Source organism: Shewanella carassii, assembly GCF_002777975.1.
Classification (GTDB): Bacteria; Pseudomonadota; Gammaproteobacteria; order Enterobacterales; family Shewanellaceae; genus Shewanella; species Shewanella carassii.
Genome location: NZ_NGVS01000023.1, coordinates 275914 through 299785 on the forward strand (window position 1 = coordinate 275914; position 23872 = coordinate 299785).

The window sequence follows — 23872 nt, forward strand, 5'->3', positions numbered from 1 at the left end:
TTTTTTGTGGCCGATATGATACTCTTTCGTTCCTTTTTGGGCTACATCACATTTTCAGATAGGGTCGTTCGATGTACCAGCAGGCTATTTGCCCTCCCGCCATTCGCCTTCTTGACTGGCAATTATCAACCTTAGAGCTGTTTTCTTATTTCAGCGATGAGCCTTGGGCCATGCTGCTGGATTCGGCCGATGCCAAGCACAGTGACGCCAGATACGACATCATAGTTGCCGAGCCAATAGCCACGCTAGTCACCACAGGTGAAACCACCCAAATCACTGAGGCGAGCGGCGGACGCCACTCAAATGACGATCCTTTTGCCTTGTTGCAACAACTGCTGCAACAGTATTTTCCCAACGCTATGCAGGTCAATCTGCCTTTCAGCGGCGGCGCTGTGGGCGCCTTCAGTTACGATCTTGGCCGCAGACTGGAAAAACTGCCAAAACTGGCCGCAGCCGATATCGCTCTGCCGGAGATGAATGTCGGCCTCTATAACTGGGCCCTTATTCGCGATAAGGAATTAAGGTGCTGGCAACTGGTGCACTACCGCGGTGAAAGGGCGCTGACTGAAACCCTGTCGCGGCTGACGGCCAAAGTCACAAACAGCCCCAATAAGCACCTTGACCAAAAAGCGTTCCGACTCAGTGGTGAGTGGCGCTCGCAGCTCAGCCGCGAGCAATATGGCGACAAGTTTGCCCAAGTGCAGCAATATCTTCACAGCGGCGATTGCTATCAAATCAATCTGACCCAAAGATTCCAGGCCGACTATCAAGGTGATGAATGGCAAGCCTATCGTAAGCTTAGACAAGCCAACGGCGCGCCCTTTTCTGCCTTTATTCGCCTGGAGCACAACTGCATCCTGTCCATCTCACCCGAGCGTTTTATTGCCCTGGATCCCAACCGCCATATTGAAACCAAGCCCATCAAGGGCACCCTGCCCCGAAGCGCCGATGAACAGCAAGACAGGCAGCTTGCCAAACAGCTGGCAAGTTCAGAAAAGGACAGAGCCGAAAACCTGATGATAGTGGACTTGCTGCGCAACGATATTGGCAAGGTAGCCAGCCCCGGTAGTGTGGCCGTGCCGCATCTGTTTGCCATAGAAAGCTTTCCGGCGGTGCACCATCTGGTCAGCACAGTAACCGCCGAACTGGCACCGGGTTATCAGGCCACAGACTTACTGCGGGCCGCCTTCCCCGGCGGCTCTATCACAGGCGCGCCCAAGATCCGCGCCATGGAAATTATCGAAGAGCTGGAACCCAGTCGCCGCTCACTCTATTGCGGTTCCATCGGGTATCTGAGCCAGGATGGCAAAATGGACAGCAGCATCACCATTCGAACCCTGGTTGCCGATTCCGGGCAACTCTATTGCTGGGCCGGTGGTGGTATAGTAGCCGACTCAGACGTGGATGCCGAATACCAGGAAACCTATGATAAAGTGAGTCGAATACTGCCGCTATTAGCCCCTGAGCCAGACCAGCCTTAGCCTGATACTTGTTATTTAAGCTGGTTGAGAGTGCTTTGCGAAGACTGGACAGTAATGGCTTGGGTTATTGATTAGTTCAATCGACTTCAAGGACACTATGGATAAAGACGAGCTGTTGACCCGTTTTCAACTCAGAGCCCTGAGTCGATACCATTCGAGCCCTTTGACACCGGCCAAACTCAGAGCCGCCGCGGTACTTATCGCGCTGGAGCCAGGTGTACAGGGACCGGAGCTTATCTTGACCCAGAGGCCGAAGCATCTCAAAGCTCATCCCGGTCAGGTGAGCTTTCCCGGCGGCAAACCGGAAGCCGAAGATCAGAACCTTATCATGACAGCCCTCAGAGAAGCGGAAGAAGAGATAGGCTTGGCGCCGGATAATGTCGAAATCATAGGTCAACTGCCCAATCATCCCACCTTTACCGGCTTTGAGATCACCCCAGTGCTTGGCTGGGTAAAGTCACCCTTTGAGGCCCAAATTGACCCGGCCGAAGTGCAGGAGCTATTTCGAGTGCCGCTGGCGTTTTTACTGGAAGAGGAAAATCGTCACACGGCGATGTTCGAGCGCCGCGGCCATTTCTACCCTGTCACCTTTATTCCCTATCGCAGGCACTTTATCTGGGGCGCCACTGCGGCGATTATCGATATGCTCTGTCGACAACTACGCTGACAGCACAGCATAAAGGCAGTTAGATAAAGAAACGCAGATACAAGCCGGCGGCGGTGGATGATAGCAGCAACAGTGGAATATTGAACCAGTAACCCAACCGGCTGTGATGAGCCACATACCAGTTAAAGCCCAGACTGAGGAAGCTGATGGCGGCGCAAGCCCAGATGATATATTCCAGTAGCATGGTTTGCTGAGGGTCCCAGTACAAACGCACTGGCGCTCCCTTGCTGAAGAAGTAACCTACGGCCCTGTCCGGCCTCGCCTTATCGAATATCAACAGGGCATAAATCGCCAGTGACCAACCTATAATCGACAGGCTCGCCAACAGATATTGAAAGATTTTGACCTTCTTCATCCGAACTCCTTCCGTCTGAAGGGGGATATTGTCCCCAGAATACCTTTTTCAGCTTGAGAAAAGCCACCAGCAAGGTAATATTAACCTCCAAATTTTTTCCTGTGTCATCAATATAGTCAGGGATTTGCCTGATTTCTGCTCTCGAACTATTTTCGGAGCCGAATTGAAGCATAAAAACGTTTCATTGGAGAACTAAGCAATAATGAGCATTGCATCTGTCGCATCTGTATTTAAAGGTGAGCATGCGGTCGGTTCACAGGTCACTGTACGTGGCTGGGTAAGAACCCGTCGTGATTCCAAGGCCGGCATCTCGTTTCTTGCCGTCTATGATGGTTCCTGTTTCGATCCTATCCAGGGCGTGGTGCCAAATAGCTTACCCAATTACAATGACGAAGTGCTGAAGCTCACTGCCGGCTGCTCCGTGATTGTCACAGGTGAAGTGGTTGAAAGCCCAGGCGCAGGCCAGGACTTTGAACTGCAGGTCACCCAAGTGGAAGTCACAGGTTGGGTGGAAGATCCTGATACCTACCCTATGGCGGCCAAGCGCCACTCGGTTGAACACCTGAGGGAACTGGCGCACCTGCGTCCACGTACCAACATCATTGGCGCAGTGGCCCGAGTACGTAACTGCCTGTCACAGGCGATTCACCGTTTCTATCACGAAAACGGCTTTATCTGGGTCTCTACCCCACTTATCACCGCCTCAGACTGTGAAGGCGCCGGTGAAATGTTCCGTGTATCGACGCTGGACATGGAAAACCTGCCTCGTACGGCCGATGGCAAGGTGAATTACGAAGAAGACTTCTTCGGCAAAGAGGCATTTTTGACCGTATCGGGCCAGCTCAACGGTGAAACCTACGCCTGTGCCCTGTCAAAGATTTACACCTTTGGCCCTACTTTCCGCGCCGAAAACTCCAACACCAGTCGTCACCTGGCCGAGTTTTGGATGGTTGAGCCGGAAGTAGCCTTTGCCGATCTGAACGATATTGCCGGTCTGGCGGAAGCCATGCTCAAGTACGCCTTCAAGGCGGTGCTGGAAGAGCGGATGGACGACCTGCAGTTCTTTGCCCAGCGCGTCGATAAAGGCGTGATTGAGCGTCTGGAAAACTTTGTCAGCAGTGACTTTGCCCAGGTGGACTACACAGATGCCGTTGAGATCCTCAAAAACTGCGGCAAGCAGTTTGAGTATGATGTCGAATGGGGCATAGATCTGCAATCCGAGCACGAGCGTTATCTAGCCGAAGTGCACTTCAAGGCTCCTGTGGTCGTGAAGAACTATCCAAAAGATATCAAGGCCTTCTATATGCGTCTCAACGAAGATGGCAAGACAGTGGCGGCGATGGACGTATTGGCCCCCGGCATTGGTGAAATTATCGGTGGTTCACAGCGTGAAGAACGTCTGGACGTACTGGATATGCGCCTGGCCGAGATGAATCTCAACAAGGAAGATTACTGGTGGTATAGAGATCTGCGCCGTTACGGCACCGTGCCTCACTCAGGTTTCGGTCTGGGCTTCGAGCGTCTGGTGTCTTACGTTACCGGTGTTTCCAACATCCGCGATGTGATCCCCTTCCCTCGCGCCCCAAGAAGCGCCAACTTCTAACGAGTTCTTATCCAAAAAAACGCGCTTCCGGGCGCGTTTTTTATTGGCTGGAGATCAAGTTTAGCTACGTATTTTACACCGGCTTAAAGGGTTGCACTCTGTCGCAAACCGCGCCGAGCAGAGGTTTGTCGTGAGAGATCACCAGCAGGGTCAACTGCCTGTCACGGGCTATCTGCAACAGTTGCTGCCAAAGCCTTTGCTGACTCAGCATATCCAGCTGGGCCGTGATTTCATCACAGATAAGCAGCCGGGTTTCCGGCGCCACAGCCCTTAAAATATTGAGCCTTTGCAGCTCACCGCCGGAAAGGCTGCCGGGGCGAGATGCCAACCAACGCCTGAGTTCAGACTCGGCCACGCCGAGCATAGGCAAAAGATGAGCATAATCACGCCCCTGCCAACTCTCATTCAATGATTGCGCCAGGGTCAATCTGGGGTTGAACGCCTGCTCCGGCTGCTGGATAACCCATTGAATGGGTGAAGGACGGCCGCCAACCTGCTTGAGCACCTGACTGCATTCAAGCTTTCCCGCCGCAAGCGGCATCAAGCCTGTGAGTATCGCCGCCATGGTAGACTTGCCGCAGCCACTGTCACCCCAGATCCCGAGAATTTCGGCGCGATTAATAACGATATCAGGCACCTCAATCACCTTGCTGCCCCGGTAAGCCAAGCCACCACTGAGTGAAAGCAGCGGCGATAAGGATTCAGAAGGCAAAGGCACGCTTTCAAGCGCCAAAGCAGAGCCGGATTGAGCCGGTTTTATTTGCATAGAATTTAGACTCATGCACGCCTCCGACAAGGCGAGTTGCTGAAACTCTCCAGACTGTCACCATGGGGCTTTTGTTGACTAACGGGTTGACTAGCAGATTGACTAGCGGATTCGCCAACGGATTGACTAGCAGCTTGGTTATCGAGTCGGCTATTGAGTTGACTCTTGGGCTCGTCAGTAGATTCAGCATCAGCCAGGCGACAGCTGCCGGCAGGCCAGTTTTCCGGCAACGCCGCCAGCAAGGTGTGGCTATAGCAGCCGTCACTCTCACATTCATCTCCCGGCTTATGCCCGGCAATACTCCCCCGCAGACTGGCGCTATCCGTCACCTCGGTGAGCCGGCCGCGGCGCAGCAGATACAGCTCGGCATCCAAGGCCAGCACGGCCCTGAGGTTATGACTGATAACCAGTACCGCCTTTGGGCTGGCGTCTAAACCCAGCCGCAGCTGCAAGGCGCCGCTGGCAAAGTCGTTAAGTAAGGCGTAAAGCTCAGTGGCAGCAAGCTCATCCAGACCGCAACAAGGCTCATCGGCCAGCAATAGATCCGGCGCTTGCAATAGGGCCTGGGCCAATAATACCCGCCGGGCCATACCGCCGGAGAGCATGGGGGGATAAGCCGCCAAGATCTCCGCTGTAATACCCAGTTCGTCATACAAAGCCTGCCGGTAAGGGCGCATGGCGTCATCACAGTACCAGTCAAGCAATTCGCTTATCTTAATGTTGGCGTCCAGCACCTGGGTACTCTGAGCGCAGAGCGCCGTCTTCTGTGGCCGCATCAAACCAGCGCATTGCATGACTATGCCCTTTGGCAAACTGCCCATGATAGCCAGCGCCAGCAAGCTCTTACCGGCGCCGCTCTCCCCCAGCACTGCAGTAACCTGTCCTGGTGTCACCTCAATATTGAGCCCATCCAGCAAGGTTCTGCCACAGTTATCCTTAAGCGTTAAATCTGTCACTTGGGTATGAATGGAAACGACGGGTTTAACATCGCTTGAGGAAAGTAAATCACCCTTAGATCTCAAGGCATTGGTGCCCGGTAACTTAGGCGCCGCCATACCATCTCTGGCAAACTTGATCAGGTTTTCGGCAAGCTTTGACAGCAACAGAACAAAACTCAGCAGCAAGAGCCCGGGGAACAGCGCCAGCCACCATTGACCAAGCAACAGATAACGATTGGCCTCAGCCAGCAGTTCGCCCATGGAGGGCGCGTTGCTGTCGAGGCCAAAGCCAAGAAAGCTCAGCGCCGCGACATGGAGCAAGGCATGCGGAAACAAGTTGAGCCCGCCAATTAGCCACTGCGGCATGATATGAGGCCATAAGTGGCGCATGCGAGAGCTGAGCCTGGAGCCGCCAAACCCCAGCGCCAAACTGACATAGGGCTGGGCCAGGATTTCATCCATTTCCAGTAAGAGTAAGCGGGTCAGTCTCGGCCAGTGGCTCAAAGCCAGGGCCGCAATCACCCCATATTCCTGGCCGCCAAAGGCCAGCGCCAGCAAGATCAGCAGCAACAGATGTGGCAGCGACATACAGAGATCGCAACCTAGTAATACAGCGTGGCGCCATCTGGATCCGGTTTGTGCCAACAAGGCCAGCAGCAGTGCCAGCGAGCTGCTGAGCAGTACCGCCAGCGCGCCTATCCACAGACTTTTGAGCATCGCGGCGCCGCTACGCTCGGCCATATCACGCCCAAGCCAATCCGTCCCCATGGGATGAGCCCAGGATGGCCCCTGACTCTTGGCCAGCAGGTTAAGCTCACTGGCATGATTGCCAAATAGCAGGCATAGTGTCGTCAGCAAGAAAAGTCCGCAAACCGGCCAAAACCAGATGGCGACGCGACTGCCATCCTTGGCCTGAAGGCTTTTCAAGCAAAGCCTTAATCCGCCCATCATGCCTGTACTCCAGTGGCATGAGCCGAAAGTCCACTGAGCCTGCCACGCTGTAATCTGGCGCTGATAAGCTCGGCGGCCAGGTTACCGCAAAACACAAACAACGCCGAAAACAGGGTGATCCCCATCAGTAATGGCGCATCGTTACCAAGCCCGGCCTTGACCAAGGCGCTACCAAGTCCGGGGAAGTTAAACACGGTTTCGGCGAGAATAGAACCGCCGAAAAGCTCGGCAAAAGAAGCAAAGTGCAGCACTATCGCGGGCTTTAGACTATTGGCAAAGATATGCTTCTTGAATACCGCCAGACGACCTTTGCCGTGACTTTGGGCATATCCCACATATTCGCTGTGGTAGAGATCCAGCACCTTTTCCCGGGTGTGCAGCACCAAGGGTGAGAGTTGGCTCAGCGTCAGGACAGTCAAGGGCAAAGCGAGGTGCAACAACATACTGCCAAGGCTCTGCTCGGTAAAACTCAGCCCCAGCGGCGCGGCGCAGCACACGGGTGTCCAGGCCAGAGTGACAGAAAACAGGCTTATCATTATCATTGCCAACCAAAATGACGGAATGCTCGAAAGCAGCCAGGCAAAGCGTCTCAGCCAGCGATCGCAGAAACTCCCTTCGGTGATGGCACACAGCAGTCCCAGGCCATAACCGAGCAGCAGAGCCAGTCCCCAGGAGAGCGCCATCAACAGCAGGGACAGTGGCAAGCGCTCGGCAATCACCTCGGAAACGCTCTGGCGAAACACCAGGCTCTGCCCCATATCGCCACTCAGTAGCGCGGAAAAGTAACTGCTGATCTGCTGCCAGAGTCCGGTGTCCAACCCCAGCTCGCGGATCATCTGGGTGCGCTGGGCATCGGATACCGCCAGCAGGTTACCGCCAAGGTAGTGGATTAAGGGATCGAGCGGCGATAATGACAAGAGCACAAAGGCCAGCAAACAAGCAAACAGCAATAGCAGCGCAAGCCGCAGAGACCGCAACAAAGCTCCCCGCCAGCAGACTGACGACCACTTTTTAGGTGCTACCGGCTTGATAGCAGACAACATTGGTTTCATGGACATTGCCAGCGCCACTGGTTGATATTATTGGTGATCGGCCAGCCATGACCGTGAGGTTCCACCAAGGGTTGCCCCAAGTCGAGACAAGGGTTGGCGGCATACAGATGCTGCAGATTCACCAGCCAACTCCAAGGCACATCCCGGCTTATCTGTTGCTGTGCCTGTTGCCAGAATGCAATCGCAGTTTCGACAGAGTCGGCCTCGCGAGCCTTTTCCAGCGCCTTATCGACCAACGGATTTTGATAGTAGCCGGAGTTGAAATAGCCTTTGCCGGCATTGCGGCTGTCGTAGACAAGCGCCATCTCATTGGCCGAAAGGCTGCCAAAGCCAAAGAGCACTGGCGCCTGATGCATCACCCGATAGATATTTTCCCAGCTGTCCGCCTTGGGCTCCACCTGGAATCCGGCCATTCTGGCCATCTGGGCACTGGCCAGCGCCAACTGCTCACGTATGCTGTCACCGGCCAGATAGTAGAGCGGGAATGTCAGCCGTTGCCCATCCTTTTCGCGAATGCCGTCTGCACCCGGTAACCAACCGGCGTTGGCCAAGAGTTCTGACGCTTTGAGTAAACGCTGCTTCATCTGCCAGTCGGCCCAATCGGGAACCGCACCGCCCCATGGCAAGTCATCGGCAATTGACCAGGCCGGTCTTGCGTAGCCCCCCAGCAGATTATCGACCAGTTGCTGGCGGTCGATCACCATATCGAAGGCTTGGCGCACCGCCAATTCACTGGTGACCGGATTATCTTCCGCCCGCATCGGCCAGGCAATGCCGCGATTGTCGACACTGGTTTGTGACCACAGGCGATAATTGCCCTGCGCCATCAGGGCATCGGCATATCTGGGCGCCAGCGCCGAGAGTTGCAACTGCCCGGTTCTGAGCATGGCAAAGCGGCTGTCTTCGTCGGCAAAGACGATGACCAATTTGTCGAAAAAGGGCTTTTTCAGCAGCGGGTTGTCGGGATCGGCACTCTGATATTTAGGATTAGCTTCCAGGATCAACTGCTGCCCCTTATCCCAGCGGCGCATTTTATAGGGCCCCGAACCTATGGGATGCTGACCATAATCCGGGCCGTAACTGTCGCTTGGCACTATCGCCAGCTCGGCCAAGGTATCGATAAAACCGATATCTGCCTGCTTGAGGGTGAATTCGACTTGCAGCTCAGACTCTTGTTCCACCTTGACCAAATTGGACAAGTCCTGCATACCGGCCGCTTTTCTGGCTTGCTCAAAGGTAAAGGCGACATCCTCTGCATTGAGCGGACTGCCGTCACTGAACACCAGATTAGGCCTCAGGGTTACTGTCCATTTGAGCCTGTCGGGGCTCAAGGTCCAATCGCTGGCAATATCACCGATAAACTCGCCGCCACCTGAGCGGCGCAGCAAGGCAGATTGAATAAGTGGATTATTGTAGCGCCCCCAGCCAAGGATGGGGTCAAAGCCACCATCGGGCTCGGCGCCCAGCACCATGACCAAGGGTTTAGGGCTATCAGCGGCATCCACAGAAGAGGGCAAGAGCGCAAACCATGAAGCGCACAACAAGACGCCCAGGCCGAGTAAACGGCGATGCTTGATTAAAGTGGTTGCCTGCTGCGATGACAGCGTGTCAGGCGCCGGATTGGATTTGTTAGAAAAAGATAGAAACAACACCCGAGACTCCCCAAAAATGGTGAAACCTTATCAGTGACGCTTATGGTTATCTGAAGCCTTGGCCGGTAGTTGTTGCTCCAATGGCTCAAGGAGCTTATCTTTCTTCAAGCCCCGGAGGGCAACAAAGGATCAGATAGATTATCCGGACCAAAGACCAAGCCGAGTTTGCTAGACCGTAAGTTGAATGAGCCGAGAGTGACTTTACTCAACGGTTCCTTGATTAAAAGTTCCTTGATTAAAGCGGCGTTACTCAAATATCTTAACCAATGCTACTTTGTATTGGCTGCGCGCGGCTTTAACTCCAGTTACTGGGATCCTTGCCAACCAAGATGAGCCGACAAGATTAGGGAAAACGGTCAGGAAACGGCAAAATATTACTAATATTTTTTTTGTAACACTACCCTCATTACCCATGGCACAACAGCATAAAAAAACGCCAAAAGCCAAAAGTTTGCACCAGATCACATCGGCTAAAAGCAAAAGCGACATTTTGTGGCATAGCTTGTGTAAGCTCTATCATTCCAAGACTTTTTAAAGGGAAAATCATGACAGATGAAACCCAACGTTTTACCGTCTCTCTCCCACAATCCCTGTTTGAAGAGATTGAAAATGATAGCCATCAGCGTGGTTATCAATCCCGCTCCGAGTATATTCGCGATCTGTTCCGCGACAGGATAGTCGATAAACAGTGGAATAACAGTGTTGAAGATGTGGTCGGTGTGCTCACCTTGGTGTTTGACCATCACCAAAGAGGCCTGACTGAAAAACTGATTGAGATCCAGCATCACCACCTGGTGCATGTACTCTGTAGCACCCATGTCCATATCGATCATCACAGGTGTTTGGAAACCATTATCCTCAAAGGGCAAGCCTCTGAGGTAAATAAGCTGGTCAACCAAATCGCCGCCCTGAAAGGCGTTAACCTTGCCCGTTTGAGCCGCGCCGGTATCATCTAATTTTCAGCTCTTAGGCCTTCTTCAGACACTTTCCCAAACGCCGGGCAAACCTTCATGCCCGGCAGAAACGTCAGCGACGATGAAAATCCCCCCCTTTCCACCCGCTAAACCATAAGCCTGACATGGCAGCTACTTGCAACTGGATCTTGCAACGTTAATGGCAAGACCTGAGTGTTACGAATATAAAATTTTTCACACCCATCACCAATAATTTGATCTACTTCAACAAATCCCTTGGCTGAGTTTTTATAATCGTCACCGTATTTATAAGTGATGTAACTCAGCGCACTCATACAAATCACACTTTTTGAATGCGCGGCAACAGTTAAGCCATTTAGCTGTTGCCAATTTTTCACACAGTCTTTTTTAAGGACGATTGAGATGTGTATAAGTTACTCTTTTAAACAGGTCCTGCCTTGGTTGCCCTTTGGTGTCATGGCCGCCAGTACACTGCTGGTGCCGGTTGGCCAGGCCGACGAAGCCATGGAGATCATCGCCGTCAACGGCACTCGCTATCAGGATGATTCTGTGTTGGCCCTCAGTCATACTGGCCAGAGTCTGACGGTTATCAGTCGCGACATGATAGTGTCGGCCGGTGCGGTGGACATCAACGAAATCCTCAACCAGTTTGTGCCCGGACTCTTTGCCAACGGTCGCAATGGCCGCCACACCGATACAGACTACTCGCTTCAGGGCAGTCGCCCTGTGGATATACTCTGGTTATTGGACGGCAATAGCCTCAATAACCGCCTCTATGGCTCCACCTATACCGACAGCATCAACCCCATGATGATAGAACGCATTGAGGTGATCAAAGGCGCTCAAGGTTTGATCTACGGCTCGGATGCCATTGCCGGAGTGGTCAACATCATCACCCGCGACAGTCATGGCGAGCAAGGCGGCGAAGTCAACTTAAGCGCCGATACTCTCACCAGTTATGATCTCGGCGCTTATGTCAGTGGCGGCAGCGATACCCTAAGCTACAGCCTCAGCGGCAGCTCCAGTCAATCGGACGGTTACGCATTCTGGGAAGATGACGAGTACTCACCGGTAGCCGCAGAAGATAAAGACCGGGGCTATCGCATGATGAATATAGGTGGCAAACTCAATTGGCAACCTTCTGCCGAGCACAAAATCACCCTGTTCGGCCAATACAATAATGGCGTACTGGAAAGGCCTCTGGCCTACAGCGCCATAGTATCGGAAAACGAGCGCAAACAGACTCTTGCCTGGCTCGGCTGGCAATATCAAGCAACGGATAAGCTGAGCCTGGAAACCCGGCTTCACTATCAAAACTGGGACTCCTATTACTCTGAAATCACCCTGGAGCCGGATGGCAGCATGACCATCCCTTACCGGGATTCCTACTGGGGTTTTACCGACAAGGGCGCCAAGGTCAGCGGTCGTTACCGGGCCGATTCGGGTGACAACTGGCTCGGCGGCGTAGAGTGGCAAAGCTATTATGGCGCCGATGAAGTGATGGAGCTGCAAGCGCCCACCGACGATACCAAGGCCGCCTTTTTGCAATACAAGCCGCATTTTTCTGCCCTGCCAGGCACAGTGCTGGCGTTGGGGATGAGGTATAACCGCCTGGCCAACAATGAAGACAAATGGGTGGCGTCACTGGGACTTGAACAAGAGCTTGGACAAAACTGGCAACTGAAAGCCGCCGTGGGCAATGGTTTTCGGCAACCCACGTCATCTGAGCTGTGGGCCAAGGTCGGCACCCTGGGCAACCCTGAGCTTGAGAGTGAAGAGAGTATCAATACCAATCTGACACTGGTCTATCAAGGCGACTTTACTTTCAGTGTCGAGGCCTACTGGCGTGAAACCGACAACCTGGTGGACAAACGGGAAATTGCTACCAATGTTTGGCAGTACGCCAACCTGGATGGCAAGGTTCGGGCTCAGGGGCTGGATATTCAATACATCATGAACCCCGCCCAGGGCTGGCAACTTGAGTTATCCGGCAGTTATAACCGTGCCCGCGAGCGCGGCAAAGATCAGCAGATAGAGCGGATCCCGCAATACATGGGCTTTGCCCGCCTCAGTTGGGATGCCACTGATTCACTGAATCTTTATCTGCAGGGACGTTATGTCGGTGAGTTTACCGATTATGGCCTCAAGGCCGGCGACTATCTGCTGACAGGCATAGGCGCCGACTGGTGGTTGACCGCCAGCCAAAACCAGCAGTTAACGCTGCGGATAGATAACCTGTTTGATGAGGACAACACCAGCGCCATCTTCAAACATGGGCACAAGGCCGAGTACCCGATTCCCACCTTGGGTGCACCGCGTACGGCGCAGCTAATCTACCGTTACCTGTTCTGATAGTTAGTTGCCTTCTTTAAAAGTGAGCCGCAGCCCCGAGGAAGGCTGCGGCTTTTTATTTCTACTCGGCTTATGACTTGTTTTTGCTCGGCTAACTCAAACCGGCAAGATGATCCTTACATCCAAGCCACGTTCGATGCCCGGTTGAATACTCAACTTACCCTTATGCAACTCGACGATTTGAGCACTGATAGACAGACCCAGACCGGCGCCGGGAACTGACTCATCGGCGATCCGGAAAAAGCGCTCAGTCAACTGCCGACACTGCTCCAATGGCAGCCCTGGCCCTGAATCCAATACCTGAATTACCACTTGTTTACTCTCTTGGCGCCCCTCTTGCCAGCAACTGACTTTGATTGGCTGATCTTTGCCCGAATACTTACAGGCGTTTTCCAGCAGGTTTTTCAGCACCAGTTTCATATAGAAGGGATCGACCCTGACACACACCTCTTCCGGCAATTCCAACTGCCAACTGTAATCGGCAATCAGCGGCAGCAGTTGATCCAGCACTTCCTGCACCATTACCGCCACCGGCGTTTGCGCCACTTCCAGCTCGGACAGGGATTCCACCCGAGACAGCAACAACAACTGCTCTACCGTATGGGTCATCTGGCCAATGCCTGTGTCTATGGCATTGAGATGCAGCTGCTGCTCGGCCTCTGTCTTGGCCTGTTGCCAGCCCTGACGGTGCAGTTTAATGACCGCCAGCGGGGTCTTTAGCTCATGCGCCGCATCGGCGCTGAAACGCCGCTCCCGCGCCAGATTATCGCTGATGCGGGTGATATAGGTATTGAGCGCGTCCTGCACAGGTACTAACTCTTTCGGCAACTGCAGGGACAGCGGGCGCATATCCGCAGGGCTGCGGAGTTTGAGCCGGGCCGCCAGGCTCTCCAGCGGTTGCAACAACCAATAGGAGAGAAACACCATCAGCAATGCCACTGCCGGCACCACCAACGCCGGGCCGATAAAGCTGTTGCCCATGATCTGCTCCACCAGCTCACCGCGCACATCATCTCTTTGGCCGGTAATGAGCCATACGCCCAGATCATCGGAGAAATAACTGAGCAGATGCCAAAGCTCACCCTGGTAATAACGCTTGTGGTAACCGCGTTCGAATGGCGCCATGGGCTCAATGTCGCTGTTATCCGACCTTGCCATCAGTTGTTTGGCCGGGGTCCACATCTGATAGGCGAGTTTCAGCTCATAACTCAGCTCAGTGGCATCGGCCTGCTCGGTAAAGGTGTTAACCTTGCCCGGGTTGACGCTCAAAATCAGTGGGTTTTCCAACATATCCAGGCGATGATCCCGCCCCTGGGCACCATAGAACATCTCCAGCATCTTGGCACTTTGCAGCATCTGGGCATCGAACAGCTCCTCTATCTGGCGGCGAGAGTCCTGGGTGTTGAGGTAACTGCTGATGCCGACCGAGAGACAGATGCCAAGCAGCATCAATACCATCATCACCAGACGCAGGGATACCCGGCTCATTCTACTGCCACCAAGGTATAGCCTATGCCGCGCACTGTCTTGATAAGCTCATTGGCGGTTTTTTTACGCAGGTGATGAATATGCACCTCGATGGAATTACTGCCAACCTCGTCCCAACCATAGGTCAGCTGCTCAAGCTGATTGCGACTGAGCACCCTGCCACTGGACTGGGCCAGTTCAAGCAATAATTGATATTCGCGCCGCGACACCTGGATATGATGACCGCGAAACAGCACCTGATGCGCATCCATATCGATAACCAGTGCCCCTACTTCCAAACGATTTTGATTCAGACCGTGTTGCCGCCTGACGATCGCCTTAATTCTGGCCACCAGCTCGCGTACATCGAAGGGTTTGGCCAGGTAATCATCGGCGCCGAGATCCAAGCAGGCAAGCTTGGTATCAAAGTCGGTGTTGGCGGTCAACACTATGGTCGGGGTATCTATGCCGCGGCGGCGCCATTGAGTCAGCAGTTGGCGGCCATTGCCATCAGGTAAGCCCAAATCCAGCACTATGGCACTGAAGGTTTCATTAATCACAGCCGCCTCGGCTTGTTTGATACTGGTGACGTGATCCACCTGCATATCCAACTTGGCAAGGCTAAGCAATATCCCCTGAGCCAACAACTCATTGTCTTCTATCAGCAATATTCTCATGGGTATAACATCCGGTTTAGGTTGCCCCTATTTCGCAGCAGTGGCGTCTGACTGTCAAGCTGAACACAGTCTCTACCAGCCTCTTATTGCTGCACCGAATGTAAAATAACATCGCACTTGTGAATTGCGCGGCCAATCGCCCGAAATCTGACAAAGGGCATCATAGCAATCAATGCGGAAGCTCAACCGGCGTTCTCAAACAGCCATCTTGCGAATTTTTAAACGTTTTTGGACGCAAAATAGGACAATTTGTCCACATTTTAAAAGCGTGTTTTGATCCCGATCATGCTATGAAAAAGTAAACTCGTTAAAAATCACACCCCAGCTGAAATCTTGATGCACATCAACTTTAATCACTCTATTGCGGCCTAAACTCACAGTCGTGATTTGTGTGAGTTAAAAAGTTATTACATTCTTATAAACAAAAGGTTCACCCATGGACACACATGCAGCCCTTTACGAGCAAGGACGGCAACGGCTGGAAAAATTGCGTCAGCTGCCCGCCCGTCAGGACAAGTCTTTACAGGAACGTATGCTGGAATACGGCTTGACCCGCCGTGATTTCATGAAGTGGAGTGCATCGGTTACCGCCATGCTGGCGCTGCCCTTGCCCTTCTCCAACCTAGTGGCCGAGGCCGCTGAACTGGCCGATCGGGTTCCCTTAATCTGGTTACATCTGGCCGAGTGCACAGGTTGCTCCGAATCTTTGGTGCGTGCCGACACGCCTAATCTGGATTCGTTGATCTTCGATCATATCTCGCTGGAATATCACGAGACTCTAATGGCTGCCGCTGGCTGGCAAGCAGAAGAGAATCTGGAACACGCCTTGGAAGCTTATAAGGGCAACTACCTATTGGCGGTTGAAGGGGCCGTGCCAACGGCCAATAACGGCGCCTTCTTAACAGTCGGCTGTAAGGGCCATACCGGGCTCGAAATTGTCAAGCATGCCGCCGAAGGCGCTGCCGCGATAATTTCCGTGGGTACTTGCGCCGCCTTCGGTGGAGTTCAAGCCGCCGCGCCCAACCCAACGGGTGCCAAGGGTGTCCATGAAGTGGTCAACAAGACGGTCATCAACCTGGGTGGCTGCCCACCGAGTGAAAAGAATATTGTCGGCACCCTGATGTACTTCATCATGTTCGGCAAGCTCCCTGCCCTGGACATGTTCAATCGGCCCAAGTGGGCCTATGGTGCCAGGGTGCACGACAATTGCGAACGCCGCGGCCGTTTCGACGCCGGTGAATTTGTTGAGGAATTCGGCGATACCGGCGCCAAAGAAGGTTACTGCCTCTACAAGGTAGGTTGTAAGGGGCCTTACACCTACAACAACTGCCCGACCGAGCGCTTTAATCACCATACCAGTTGGCCTGTGCTGGCCGGTCATGGCTGCATGGGTTGCTCTGAGCCCAACTTCTGGGATGATATGGCTGACTTTGAAAAACCTCTTGGTAGACAACTACTGCATGGCCTGGATGCCACCGCCGATACCATAGGCGCTGTTATTCTCGGTGCCACTGTGGTGGGTATCGGCGCCCATGCGGTTGCCAGTCTGTTTGCCGGTTCGAAGGAGGATTAATCAATGAACCAACGTGTAGTCATAGATCCCATTACCCGTATCGAAGGCCACCTGCGTGTTGAGGTGGAAGTCGATGAAAACAATGTGGTGCAAAAAGCCTGGTCCTCCTCCACCCTCTGGCGCGGTATTGAGGTGATCCTCAAGGGCCGTACGCCTATGGATGTGGGTCTTATCGTGCAGCGGATCTGCGGGGTGTGTACCTATTCCCACTATCGCTGCGGCACCGAAGCGGTGGAAAACGCTCTGGGGATGAAAATTCCGCTCAACGCCCGCTATCTGCGCTCCTTGATGCACACTTCGCTGTTTATGCACGACCATATAGTGCATTTCTATCATCTGCATGGTCTGGACTGGGTGGATGTGGTTTCCGCTCTCAGTGCCGATCCCGCCAAGGCGGCCCAGGTGGCGCTCAAGTACACAGACAAGCCGATTGCCGCCGGTGAAGGTGAACTCAGGGCCGTTCAGGAAAGAGTCAAAGGCTTTGTCGAAACCGGCAAGCTTGGGCCTTTCGCCAACGCCTACTGGGGTAACGGTACCTATAAATTTACCCCAGAGCAGAACCTGATTGCCCTGTCGCACTATCTCAAGGCGCTGGAAGTACAGCGGGTTGCGGCAGAGATGATGGCGATTTTCGGCGGCAAGCAGCCTCACCCTCAATCTCTGGTGGTCGGCGGTGTGACCTCGGTGCGCGATATGTTGAGCCCGGCAAGATTGCAGGAGTGGAAACAAAAACATGCCATTGTGGCCGACTTTATTGAACGTGCATACAAGGCCGATATCATAATGGCGGCCGAAGCCTTCGGCGGCGAAGCCTCGGTACTGGGCGGCGTTAACATCAAGAGCTTTATGGCCACCAATGACTTTGTCACAGCCGATGGTGAATATCTGTTTGAACAAGGGGTTATCCTCAAGGGCGACCTGGCCGGTGTCAGTGACATCAACCCGGATCTGATTGCCGAAGATGTCACCCACGCCTGGTACAAGGCCGACAAGCCGCAACACCCTTACGATGGCACCACAATTCCGGATTACACCGGCTTTGTAGAGCGCGACACGGTTTACGGCAAACTGCCGACCCTGGATGGTGACAACAAATACAGCTGGGTGAAATCGCCCCGTTATCAAGGTGAACCCGTGGAAGTGGGCCCACTCGCCTGCCTGCTGGTGAACTATGCCAGAGGCAATCAAGTGGTGGTCGATGCCGTCAATGGTTTGCTGCAACGCACCGGCTTGCCGATTGAAGCCCTGTTCACCACCCTTGGCCGCACCGCGGCGCGCATGTTGCAAACCTCGATTGTGGCCAAAGAGGGATTGCGCACCTTCGATGCCCTGCTGACCAATATCCAGAGTGACGACAGCACTTATATCAAGCCTGAGCTCGATAGCAACAAGGAGTATGTCGGCCACGCCATGACTGAAGCGCCCCGCGGTATGCTCAGTCACTGGATCCGCATCAAAGGGGGACTGGTGGAAAACTATCAGGCCGTAGTACCCACCACCTGGAACGCAGGCCCCGTGGACGCCAACGGACAGATGGGGCCTTATGAAGCATCACTGATAGGCTTGAAACTTGAAGATCCCGCCAAGCCACTGGAAGTGATCCGCATTATTCACTCTTTCGATCCCTGTATGGCCTGCGCCGTACACGTGATGGATTATAAGGGGCAATCTTTGGGCGAATTCCGTATCGATCCCAATGCCCGCTAAGGAGGAAGCGTCATGGCTACATCGAGTGTTTCCTATAAACAGGAGATAGTATTCAGCGCCGCGATCCGGATATTTCACTGGCTCAGAGCGCTGGCCATTTTGGTACTGGTAGTGACAGGCTTTTATATCGCCTGGCCGTTTCTGGTGGCGCCCGAGTCCAGTGATGTGTTGGTGCAAGGCTGGATCCGCTTTGCCCACCTGATCTTCGGCTTTATCCTCTGTGCCATTACCCTGGCCCGCGCTTATCTGTTCTTCTTCAGTAAGAGCGATATCGAGCGGCGCTCGTTTCGGGATGTGATGAGCTTGAAGAGTTGGATAGTTCAGCTCAAGTCCTATCTGTGGATGGGTAAGCTGAACAAGGCCGGTGTCTATGGCCCACTGCAGTTTATGACCTATCTGGCAGTGTCTGTAATGGCTGCGGTGATCTGTATTACCGGTCTGGTACTCTATGCTAACGTCTACCATCAAGGTATGGGCGGCTGGCTGTGGGATATCTCCGGCTGGATCACGGCGCAGATGGGTGGCCTGGCCATGGTCAGGATCTGGCACCACTATCTGACCTGGGCCTTTGTCATCTTCGTGGTTATCCACGTTTATATGGCAGTCTGGACAGGTATCCGCTTCAAACATAACTCAGTGGACTCTATTGTCTCGGGTTATGACTATCACCCGGACAAGCACTAGAGGTCAGATGAAGATATTGCTGCTGGGTATTGGCAATGTCCTGTACGCCGATGAAGGTATCGGCGTACATTTTGTCAATTACCTCAATGAAAACTATCAATTTACTCACCCAAGCGACCAGCTCGATCTCCTCGACGGCGGCACCCTGGCACAGGGGCTCACCCCCATCATCGCCAAGTACGACGCTTTGCTCTTGGTCGATACCGTCAATGCCGCAGGCGCCAAACCCGGCGAAGTCTATTTCTTCGACTTCGATAAGGCTCCGCCTGAAATCGACTGGCAAGGCAGCGCTCACGAAGTGGAAATGCTGCAAACCCTGATCATGATGGAGATGCTTGGCGACAGGCCCCACACCATGGTGCTTGGGATCACCCCAACCGTGATTGAACCCATGACCCTTGGGCTCACACCGCAAATTGCCGCCGCCGTGCCCTTGATGGAAACCACGCTTATCAACTATCTGCAGCACCTTGGCTGGCAATGCCAAAAAACCGGTAACACTGACATAGAAGCCCTTATTCCCCACTCCTATCGCCCAAAGCTATCTGTAGCAGCAAAGGTCGATGAAGAAGACAAACTGCCGGAAACATCCCATGAAACTCGTTAGATTCGAATTTGACTGCGCCTCGCAGCAGCCTTGGTATGGGCATTTATGTAACCAATATCTTAATTACGATAAGCTGAATATCACTATCGCCCTGTTGCCGCTGAAATCGGCGGCCAAGCAAAGCACTGCTGCCCTTGAGCACAATCATCAGGCGCCCAGGATCCTCTGGCGATATATTCTCGAAGCCGAGGGGAGCCAGAGTGAGCTTGAGCAGCTCGCCGATGAGATTGCAGGTGATTTTCTCTTGAGCACCAGCTTACTGGACTCACGTATTTTACTGGCAGAGGAACGACTCGGCGCCGCCACACCACTGGCTTTAGCCGACGTTCTTCCCAATGCAGCCACTCGGCCGAGCCTGGCGTTTTGTCAGCACTGCCAGCCACGTTTGGGCGATAACCAACACCCTGATTTTGCCAATATCCGTTTGCCCTGCCCCCACTGTCATGGTGAAGAGGCGGTATTGGCCGAGCCGGAGCTCTGCGCCCTGCAACCAAGCGATATCCGTGCCATGGCCGAGCAACTGCTTGAGGACAAATCGCTCACGCTCACCGACAGCGGCAATCGGCGCCTAAAACTGAGTCTCAAACAAGATGATATGCCTCAGGGCATACCCAACGGCCAAACACTTATCTGCTGCAATCCCAATAGCCTCAACGCCCACTTCCTGCTGACCGATGCCGAAGTGCTGGCGCTTTCTTCGATGGAAAAACCTGCGCTGCGGTTAAGGCCCTGCTCGCAGCACCCCAGGCTCACACAGCCCTTGTACTCAGTGGCGTTTGCCGATAGCAGACTGCTGCTGATCATCTGCGAGTATTTGCGTATCAAGGGCTGCGATTATCTGTTTGCGGTCGAGTTATCCCAGCCTTCCCGTGTAGAGCTAAGCTGGATAGCCGGTCACTATCTGCCGCTCTATGCTCACCAGGCGCAGCTGAGTAAGGTAAGCTCAGGCCATGCCTTGCCGGAAACCCTGCACGATGAGGCAAGGTTCGGCAATTCAGTGGCAACCGTCCAAAACCTGGGCAACAAAAAAGAGCCGCAAATTGTATTGAGAGCGACCACGGAGAATGACGCGAATATCTGGCAAGTGGCCACAGAGCACGGCGCCGAATGCGCTTTCAACGCGCTTAAGGCCGAATTCTGCGGTATAAAAAAAGCTGCACTGCTCTATTTCAGCGGCTCGAATCCCTCACAAATACGCTATCTGGATAAGGACGGCAAACAAGAATGCTTCTTTGAGCTGACTCAACTGCCCGCCAGCGGCTATGAAATAGTACACGCACTGGAGCAAAGTCCGCAGCGCACTGCGGTGCAAAAATTCAAAAACCAATTCCCCGAGTGTTATAACCGCCTGCTGGATATTGGCAGTCGCGAGCTATCTGTCTTCCCCGGGTTGGATGCACTGTGGGCCGTTATCGCCATCATCAGTGGGCTCGGGCAACAGGGCCAGTCGGCCACAGAGCTTAAAGATGCCTTTATTGCCGCCGCCATGAGTTACAAGGGCGCCAACGCACCGCGAATCGATTACCCCTTGGCCAAAGGCGAAGCGGTGCGCGGCCTTAACTGGTGCAAAACGCTGGGCACTGTCATGAGTTTCCGCCTCGCCGGCGACACAGATGCCGCCAAGCTCTGCTTCGCCGCCCAGGATTCACTGGCCGACTATCTGGCCAACTGGGTCGAGCATCTGGATCTCAGCGTTGGCATAGATTGTGTGTTTCTGGCCGGCAGCGCCATGGCCAACCCGGTTCTGAGCAAGAGAATCGCCATCCGCATCGGCAAAAACTTCCCGCTGGCGGCCAGTCAGCTGCTCGATCTCGACGGCGCCCTGCTCGCCGCCGGCGCACTTTGGCTCAGGCAAAGGAGGCGCTGATGACAGCGCTTGTTGCCCAAAGCTTCAATATCAAAGGCATAGTCCAGGGGGTGGGTTTTCGCCCCTGGATTTTCCAGTTGGCCAAACGCTTTCAGCTCACGGGCCATGTGCTCAACGATGGCCAGGGCGTCAGCATATTGGTGCAAGGTCCGGAGATGGCACTGGCAGGCTTTCGAGCCGCGCTCGATACCGAGCGCCCGCCGCTGTGCCGCATTGATGAACTCACCGTCAGCCATGCCCAAGTGCAGGACTTACAGGATTTCACCATAGCGCACAGCAGTGCGGGGCAAGCGGCGGCCATAGTCACTGTGGGCAGCGACAAGAGCAGCTGCGATGCCTGCCTGGCCGAGATACGCGATCCCGATAATCGCCACTTCGGTTACCCCTTCACCAACTGCACCCACTGTGGCCCCAGATACACCATTATCCGCAACCTGCCCTACGACAGACACAATACCGCCATGGCGGGCTTTGCGCTCTGTGATGCCTGTCGCCAAGCCTATGAAGACCCTATGGACAGGCGCTATCACGCCCAGCCGGTCAGTTGCCCAAAATGTGGCCCCGAGCTGACACTGCGTGGCGCAGGCGGCGAAATCCTCGCCAAGAGAGAGCAAGCGCTGGCGCAAACCATTGCCCTTATCGAACAGGGCAAAATCCTCGCTATCAAGGGCCTAGGGGGCTTTCATCTGATCTGTGATGCCGGTAATCATGACGCAGTCACTGAACTTAGGCGCCGCAAGTGCCGCCCGGCCAAGCCGCTGGCACTGATGATGCCCTCAGTCGAGTTCGCCAAACAGTATGCCGAAGGCTCAAGCGCCGAATGGCAACTGCTCAGTAGTCAAGAGCGGCCAATAGTGCTTATGGGCAAGAAGCAACACCAGGCTGACGCTCCGGCACTCAGCAGCGCCATAGCCCCGGATATCGACCGGCTGGGTTTGTTCCTGCCCTATACGCCGCTGCACACCCTGCTGCTCGATGGTCTGCAGCGGCCGCTGGTGGCCACCAGTGCCAACCGCTCCGGTGAGCCGATTATCACAGACGGCGACGAGGTGCTGCAGCAACTCGGCAAGCCGCCTCTGGCTGTGGTCGATGCAGTATTGGATCATAACCGCCCCATCATCAACGGTTGTGACGACTCTGTGGTGCAGATGCTGGATGATGAACTGCAAATACTGCGTCTCGCCCGCGGTTATGCACCGCTGAGCCTGCCAAGCAAGAGCTTGGCGAGCATGAACATAGTAAGCAAAAGCTTGGCGAACATGAACATAGTAAGCAAGAGCTTGGCGAGTAAGGACTCTGGAGACAACTGCTCCAACAAGCTGCCGTCACTGCTGGCCGTGGGCCCACAACAGAAAAACACCCTGGCGCTCAATATCGGTAATCAGCTCTATCTCAGCCCCCATATCGGCGATCTTTTCAGTGTTGAGGCTGAAGGCTATTTCGAGCGCACTTTGCAGAGTTTCCAGCGCCTGTACCGCTTTGAACCCGAGGCCATCATCCGCGATAAACACCCCGACTACGCCTCCAGCCGCTGGGCCGAGCGGCAAAGTGCTCGGCAGCTTGAGGTGCAACATCACTTCGCCCATCTGCTGGCGGTGATGGCTGCCAATGATTACAGCGGCAAGGTGCTGGGCTTCAGCTTTGATGGCACAGGGCTTGGAGATGACAACCAGCTCTGGGGCGGCGAACTGCTGCTGGCAGATTGTCAGGGCTTTCAGCGCCTGGCAACCCTGAGCCCGATGACACTGCTCGGTGGCGAGCAGGCCATTCGCGAGCCTTGGCGCCTACTCTATAGCCTGCTGTTGCAAAACCATGGTATTGAAGAGTTGCAGCAATTGGCGGTCTTTGCCGCCGAGCCTGCAGCCAAGCTGGCCAACCTTGGCAAGCTCGCCAGCGGTGGCATAGGTCCCAAGAGCCACTCCATCGGCCGTTTATTCGATGCCGCCGCCGCTATGCTGGCGAACTTAAGACTCAGCCAATATGAAGGCCAAGCCGGGATTATCCTGGAAACCCTTGCCCGCAGAGCCATTGCCGCCGGGAAACAGCAAAGGGTTGAGAAGCTTGGCTTAGAGCTGAAGCTTGAACTTAAGCTCGAACCGACAAACACTCGCGCCGAGCTGGTGCTTGGGCAGTGGCAAAGCGCGCCGTTATTTTCGGCGCTGCTGCAAGCCTGGCGCACCGAGCCGGACAGTGAACTGCTGGCGCTGGCCTTTATTCAGGCCATAGGCAAAGGGATTATCGCCGCGGCGCTCAAGGCCCGTGATTGGCTCAAGGCCGAAGGAATAGAAGATCTGCCGCTGGTACTGAGCGGCGGCGTGTTTCAAAGCAGGCTTCTCAGTGAATACTGCCACCGGGAACTCGCCCGGCTTGAATTTCACCGCTTGAAACCCGGCCTGGTGCCGGTCAATGATGGCGGTATCGCCCTCGGGCAGCTCTGGTATGGATTACATCAACCCGGGCTCACACAGAGCCTGGTCGAACGTTGAAATTACTGATTGATATCAAGGCATCTGCCGCCAAAGCGGCGCATGCTCAGAT

Annotated in this window: 19 protein-coding genes; 11 read left to right on the top strand and 8 right to left on the bottom strand. The window is 54.3% G+C overall.

Features of this window, described 5'->3' with window-relative positions; all coding sequences use genetic code 11:
- Positions 1 to 71 precede the first annotated feature (71 nt).
- Both pabB and CBE72_RS12225 read left to right on the top strand, forming a co-directional pair.
- Positions 72 to 1481, top strand: coding sequence for an aminodeoxychorismate synthase component 1 (gene pabB, locus CBE72_RS12220; protein ID WP_100143748.1), 1410 nt, complete (start codon positions 72 to 74; stop codon positions 1479 to 1481).
- Positions 1482 to 1578: 97 nt separating this feature from the next.
- Positions 1579 to 2148, top strand: a complete 570-nt coding sequence (locus CBE72_RS12225) for a CoA pyrophosphatase (protein WP_100143750.1) — start codon at positions 1579 to 1581, stop codon at positions 2146 to 2148.
- Between the two features lie 19 nt (positions 2149 to 2167).
- Here CBE72_RS12225 and CBE72_RS12230 read toward each other — a convergent pair whose 3' ends face one another.
- Positions 2168 to 2503, bottom strand: a complete 336-nt coding sequence (locus CBE72_RS12230) for a hypothetical protein (protein ID WP_100143752.1) — start codon at positions 2501 to 2503, stop codon at positions 2168 to 2170.
- A gap of 202 nt (positions 2504 to 2705) precedes the next feature.
- Here CBE72_RS12230 and asnS point away from each other — a divergent pair, with 202 nt between their 5' ends.
- The gene (gene asnS / locus CBE72_RS12235; RefSeq protein WP_100143754.1) at positions 2706 to 4106 is read left to right on the top strand and encodes an asparagine--tRNA ligase; all 1401 of its coding nucleotides are present in this window, start codon (positions 2706 to 2708) and stop codon (positions 4104 to 4106) included.
- 73 nt (positions 4107 to 4179) lie between these two features.
- On the opposite strand, the gene CBE72_RS12240 is transcribed toward asnS, so the two are convergent.
- The 4 genes from CBE72_RS12240 to CBE72_RS12255 all read right to left on the bottom strand — a co-directional run bounded on the left by CBE72_RS12240 (position 4180) and on the right by CBE72_RS12255 (position 9465).
- On the bottom strand, positions 4180 to 4887 hold the full coding sequence (locus tag CBE72_RS12240) for an ATP-binding cassette domain-containing protein (RefSeq protein ID WP_229671774.1): 708 nt from the start codon (positions 4885 to 4887) through the stop codon (positions 4180 to 4182).
- Positions 4884 to 6737, bottom strand: coding sequence for an ATP-binding cassette domain-containing protein (locus CBE72_RS12245; RefSeq protein WP_229671772.1), 1854 nt, complete (start codon positions 6735 to 6737; stop codon positions 4884 to 4886). Before CBE72_RS12245 ends, CBE72_RS12240 begins: the two co-directional genes overlap by 4 nt.
- Positions 6738 to 6757: 20 nt before the next feature.
- Positions 6758 to 7738, bottom strand: coding sequence for an ABC transporter permease (locus CBE72_RS12250; protein WP_229671770.1), 981 nt, complete (start codon positions 7736 to 7738; stop codon positions 6758 to 6760).
- Between the two features lie 71 nt (positions 7739 to 7809).
- On the bottom strand, positions 7810 to 9465 hold the full coding sequence (locus tag CBE72_RS12255) for an ABC transporter substrate-binding protein (RefSeq protein WP_229671769.1): 1656 nt from the start codon (positions 9463 to 9465) through the stop codon (positions 7810 to 7812).
- Positions 9466 to 10010: 545 nt separating this feature from the next.
- Between CBE72_RS12255 and nikR the strand changes: the two genes are divergently transcribed.
- Complete coding sequence (nikR, locus tag CBE72_RS12260) at positions 10011 to 10421, top strand: nickel-responsive transcriptional regulator NikR (protein ID WP_100143757.1); 411 nt, start codon at positions 10011 to 10013, stop codon at positions 10419 to 10421.
- Positions 10422 to 10525: 104 nt separating this feature from the next.
- Here nikR and CBE72_RS20130 read toward each other — a convergent pair whose 3' ends face one another.
- A complete protein-coding gene (locus tag CBE72_RS20130) occupies positions 10526 to 10777 on the bottom strand; it encodes a hypothetical protein (protein ID WP_157929082.1) in 252 nt (83 codons plus the stop codon).
- A 25-nt stretch (positions 10778 to 10802) separates the two neighbouring features.
- Here CBE72_RS20130 and CBE72_RS12265 point away from each other — a divergent pair, with 25 nt between their 5' ends.
- Positions 10803 to 12752, top strand: coding sequence for a TonB-dependent receptor plug domain-containing protein (locus CBE72_RS12265; protein ID WP_229671767.1), 1950 nt, complete (start codon positions 10803 to 10805; stop codon positions 12750 to 12752).
- A gap of 96 nt (positions 12753 to 12848) precedes the next feature.
- Here CBE72_RS12265 and CBE72_RS12270 read toward each other — a convergent pair whose 3' ends face one another.
- Positions 12849 to 14240 carry an ATP-binding protein gene (locus CBE72_RS12270; RefSeq protein ID WP_100143759.1) on the bottom strand — a complete coding sequence of 464 codons (1392 nt, stop codon included), beginning with the start codon at positions 14238 to 14240 and terminating at the stop codon, positions 12849 to 12851.
- On the bottom strand, positions 14237 to 14896 hold the full coding sequence (locus CBE72_RS12275; RefSeq protein WP_025887320.1) for a response regulator: 660 nt from the start codon (positions 14894 to 14896) through the stop codon (positions 14237 to 14239). The genes CBE72_RS12270 and CBE72_RS12275 overlap by 4 nt, the downstream gene beginning before the upstream one ends.
- A 436-nt stretch (positions 14897 to 15332) precedes the next feature.
- Here CBE72_RS12275 and hyaA point away from each other — a divergent pair, with 436 nt between their 5' ends.
- From hyaA to hypF, 6 genes are read left to right on the top strand one after another with little or no spacing between them, the layout of a single operon-like run.
- Positions 15333 to 16469 carry a nickel-dependent hydrogenase small subunit gene (gene hyaA / locus CBE72_RS12280; protein WP_100143761.1) on the top strand — a complete coding sequence of 379 codons (1137 nt, stop codon included), beginning with the start codon at positions 15333 to 15335 and terminating at the stop codon, positions 16467 to 16469.
- A 3-nt stretch (positions 16470 to 16472) separates the two neighbouring features.
- Positions 16473 to 18176, top strand: a complete 1704-nt coding sequence (gene hyaB / locus CBE72_RS12285; RefSeq protein ID WP_100143763.1) for a nickel-dependent hydrogenase large subunit — start codon at positions 16473 to 16475, stop codon at positions 18174 to 18176.
- Between the two features lie 12 nt (positions 18177 to 18188).
- Complete coding sequence (gene cybH / locus CBE72_RS12290) at positions 18189 to 18860, top strand: Ni/Fe-hydrogenase, b-type cytochrome subunit (RefSeq protein WP_100143765.1); 672 nt, start codon at positions 18189 to 18191, stop codon at positions 18858 to 18860.
- Between the two features lie 7 nt (positions 18861 to 18867).
- Entirely contained in the window at positions 18868 to 19467 is a 600-nt protein-coding gene (locus tag CBE72_RS12295) for a HyaD/HybD family hydrogenase maturation endopeptidase (protein ID WP_025887315.1), read from the top strand.
- Positions 19454 to 21334, top strand: a complete 1881-nt coding sequence (locus CBE72_RS12300; RefSeq protein ID WP_100143767.1) for a NiFe hydrogenase — start codon at positions 19454 to 19456, stop codon at positions 21332 to 21334. The genes CBE72_RS12295 and CBE72_RS12300 overlap by 14 nt, the downstream gene beginning before the upstream one ends.
- Positions 21334 to 23820, top strand: coding sequence for a carbamoyltransferase HypF (gene hypF / locus CBE72_RS12305; protein WP_100143768.1), 2487 nt, complete (start codon positions 21334 to 21336; stop codon positions 23818 to 23820). Before CBE72_RS12300 ends, hypF begins: the two co-directional genes overlap by 1 nt.
- Positions 23821 to 23872 lie beyond the last annotated feature (52 nt).

Excerpts from the sequence above, each read along its gene's own strand:
- pabB (WP_100143748.1), top strand. The coding sequence starts at position 72 with ATGTACCAGCAGGCTATTTGCCCTCCCGCCATTCGCCTTCTTGACTGG.
- CBE72_RS12225 (WP_100143750.1), top strand. The coding sequence starts at position 1,579 with ATGGATAAAGACGAGCTGTTGACCCGTTTTCAACTCAGAGCCCTGAGT.
- CBE72_RS12230 (WP_100143752.1), bottom strand. The coding sequence starts at position 2,503 with ATGAAGAAGGTCAAAATCTTTCAATATCTGTTGGCGAGCCTGTCGATT.
- asnS (WP_100143754.1), top strand. The coding sequence starts at position 2,706 with ATGAGCATTGCATCTGTCGCATCTGTATTTAAAGGTGAGCATGCGGTC.
- CBE72_RS12240 (WP_229671774.1), bottom strand. The coding sequence starts at position 4,887 with ATGAGTCTAAATTCTATGCAAATAAAACCGGCTCAATCCGGCTCTGCT.
- nikR (WP_100143757.1), top strand. The coding sequence starts at position 10,011 with ATGACAGATGAAACCCAACGTTTTACCGTCTCTCTCCCACAATCCCTG.
- CBE72_RS12265 (WP_229671767.1), top strand. The coding sequence starts at position 10,803 with ATGTGTATAAGTTACTCTTTTAAACAGGTCCTGCCTTGGTTGCCCTTT.
- CBE72_RS12270 (WP_100143759.1), bottom strand. The coding sequence starts at position 14,240 with ATGAGCCGGGTATCCCTGCGTCTGGTGATGATGGTATTGATGCTGCTT.
- CBE72_RS12275 (WP_025887320.1), bottom strand. The coding sequence starts at position 14,896 with ATGAGAATATTGCTGATAGAAGACAATGAGTTGTTGGCTCAGGGGATA.
- hyaA (WP_100143761.1), top strand. The coding sequence starts at position 15,333 with ATGGACACACATGCAGCCCTTTACGAGCAAGGACGGCAACGGCTGGAA.
- hyaB (WP_100143763.1), top strand. The coding sequence starts at position 16,473 with ATGAACCAACGTGTAGTCATAGATCCCATTACCCGTATCGAAGGCCAC.
- cybH (WP_100143765.1), top strand. The coding sequence starts at position 18,189 with ATGGCTACATCGAGTGTTTCCTATAAACAGGAGATAGTATTCAGCGCC.
- CBE72_RS12295 (WP_025887315.1), top strand. The coding sequence starts at position 18,868 with ATGAAGATATTGCTGCTGGGTATTGGCAATGTCCTGTACGCCGATGAA.
- CBE72_RS12300 (WP_100143767.1), top strand. The coding sequence starts at position 19,454 with ATGAAACTCGTTAGATTCGAATTTGACTGCGCCTCGCAGCAGCCTTGG.
- hypF (WP_100143768.1), top strand. The coding sequence starts at position 21,334 with ATGACAGCGCTTGTTGCCCAAAGCTTCAATATCAAAGGCATAGTCCAG.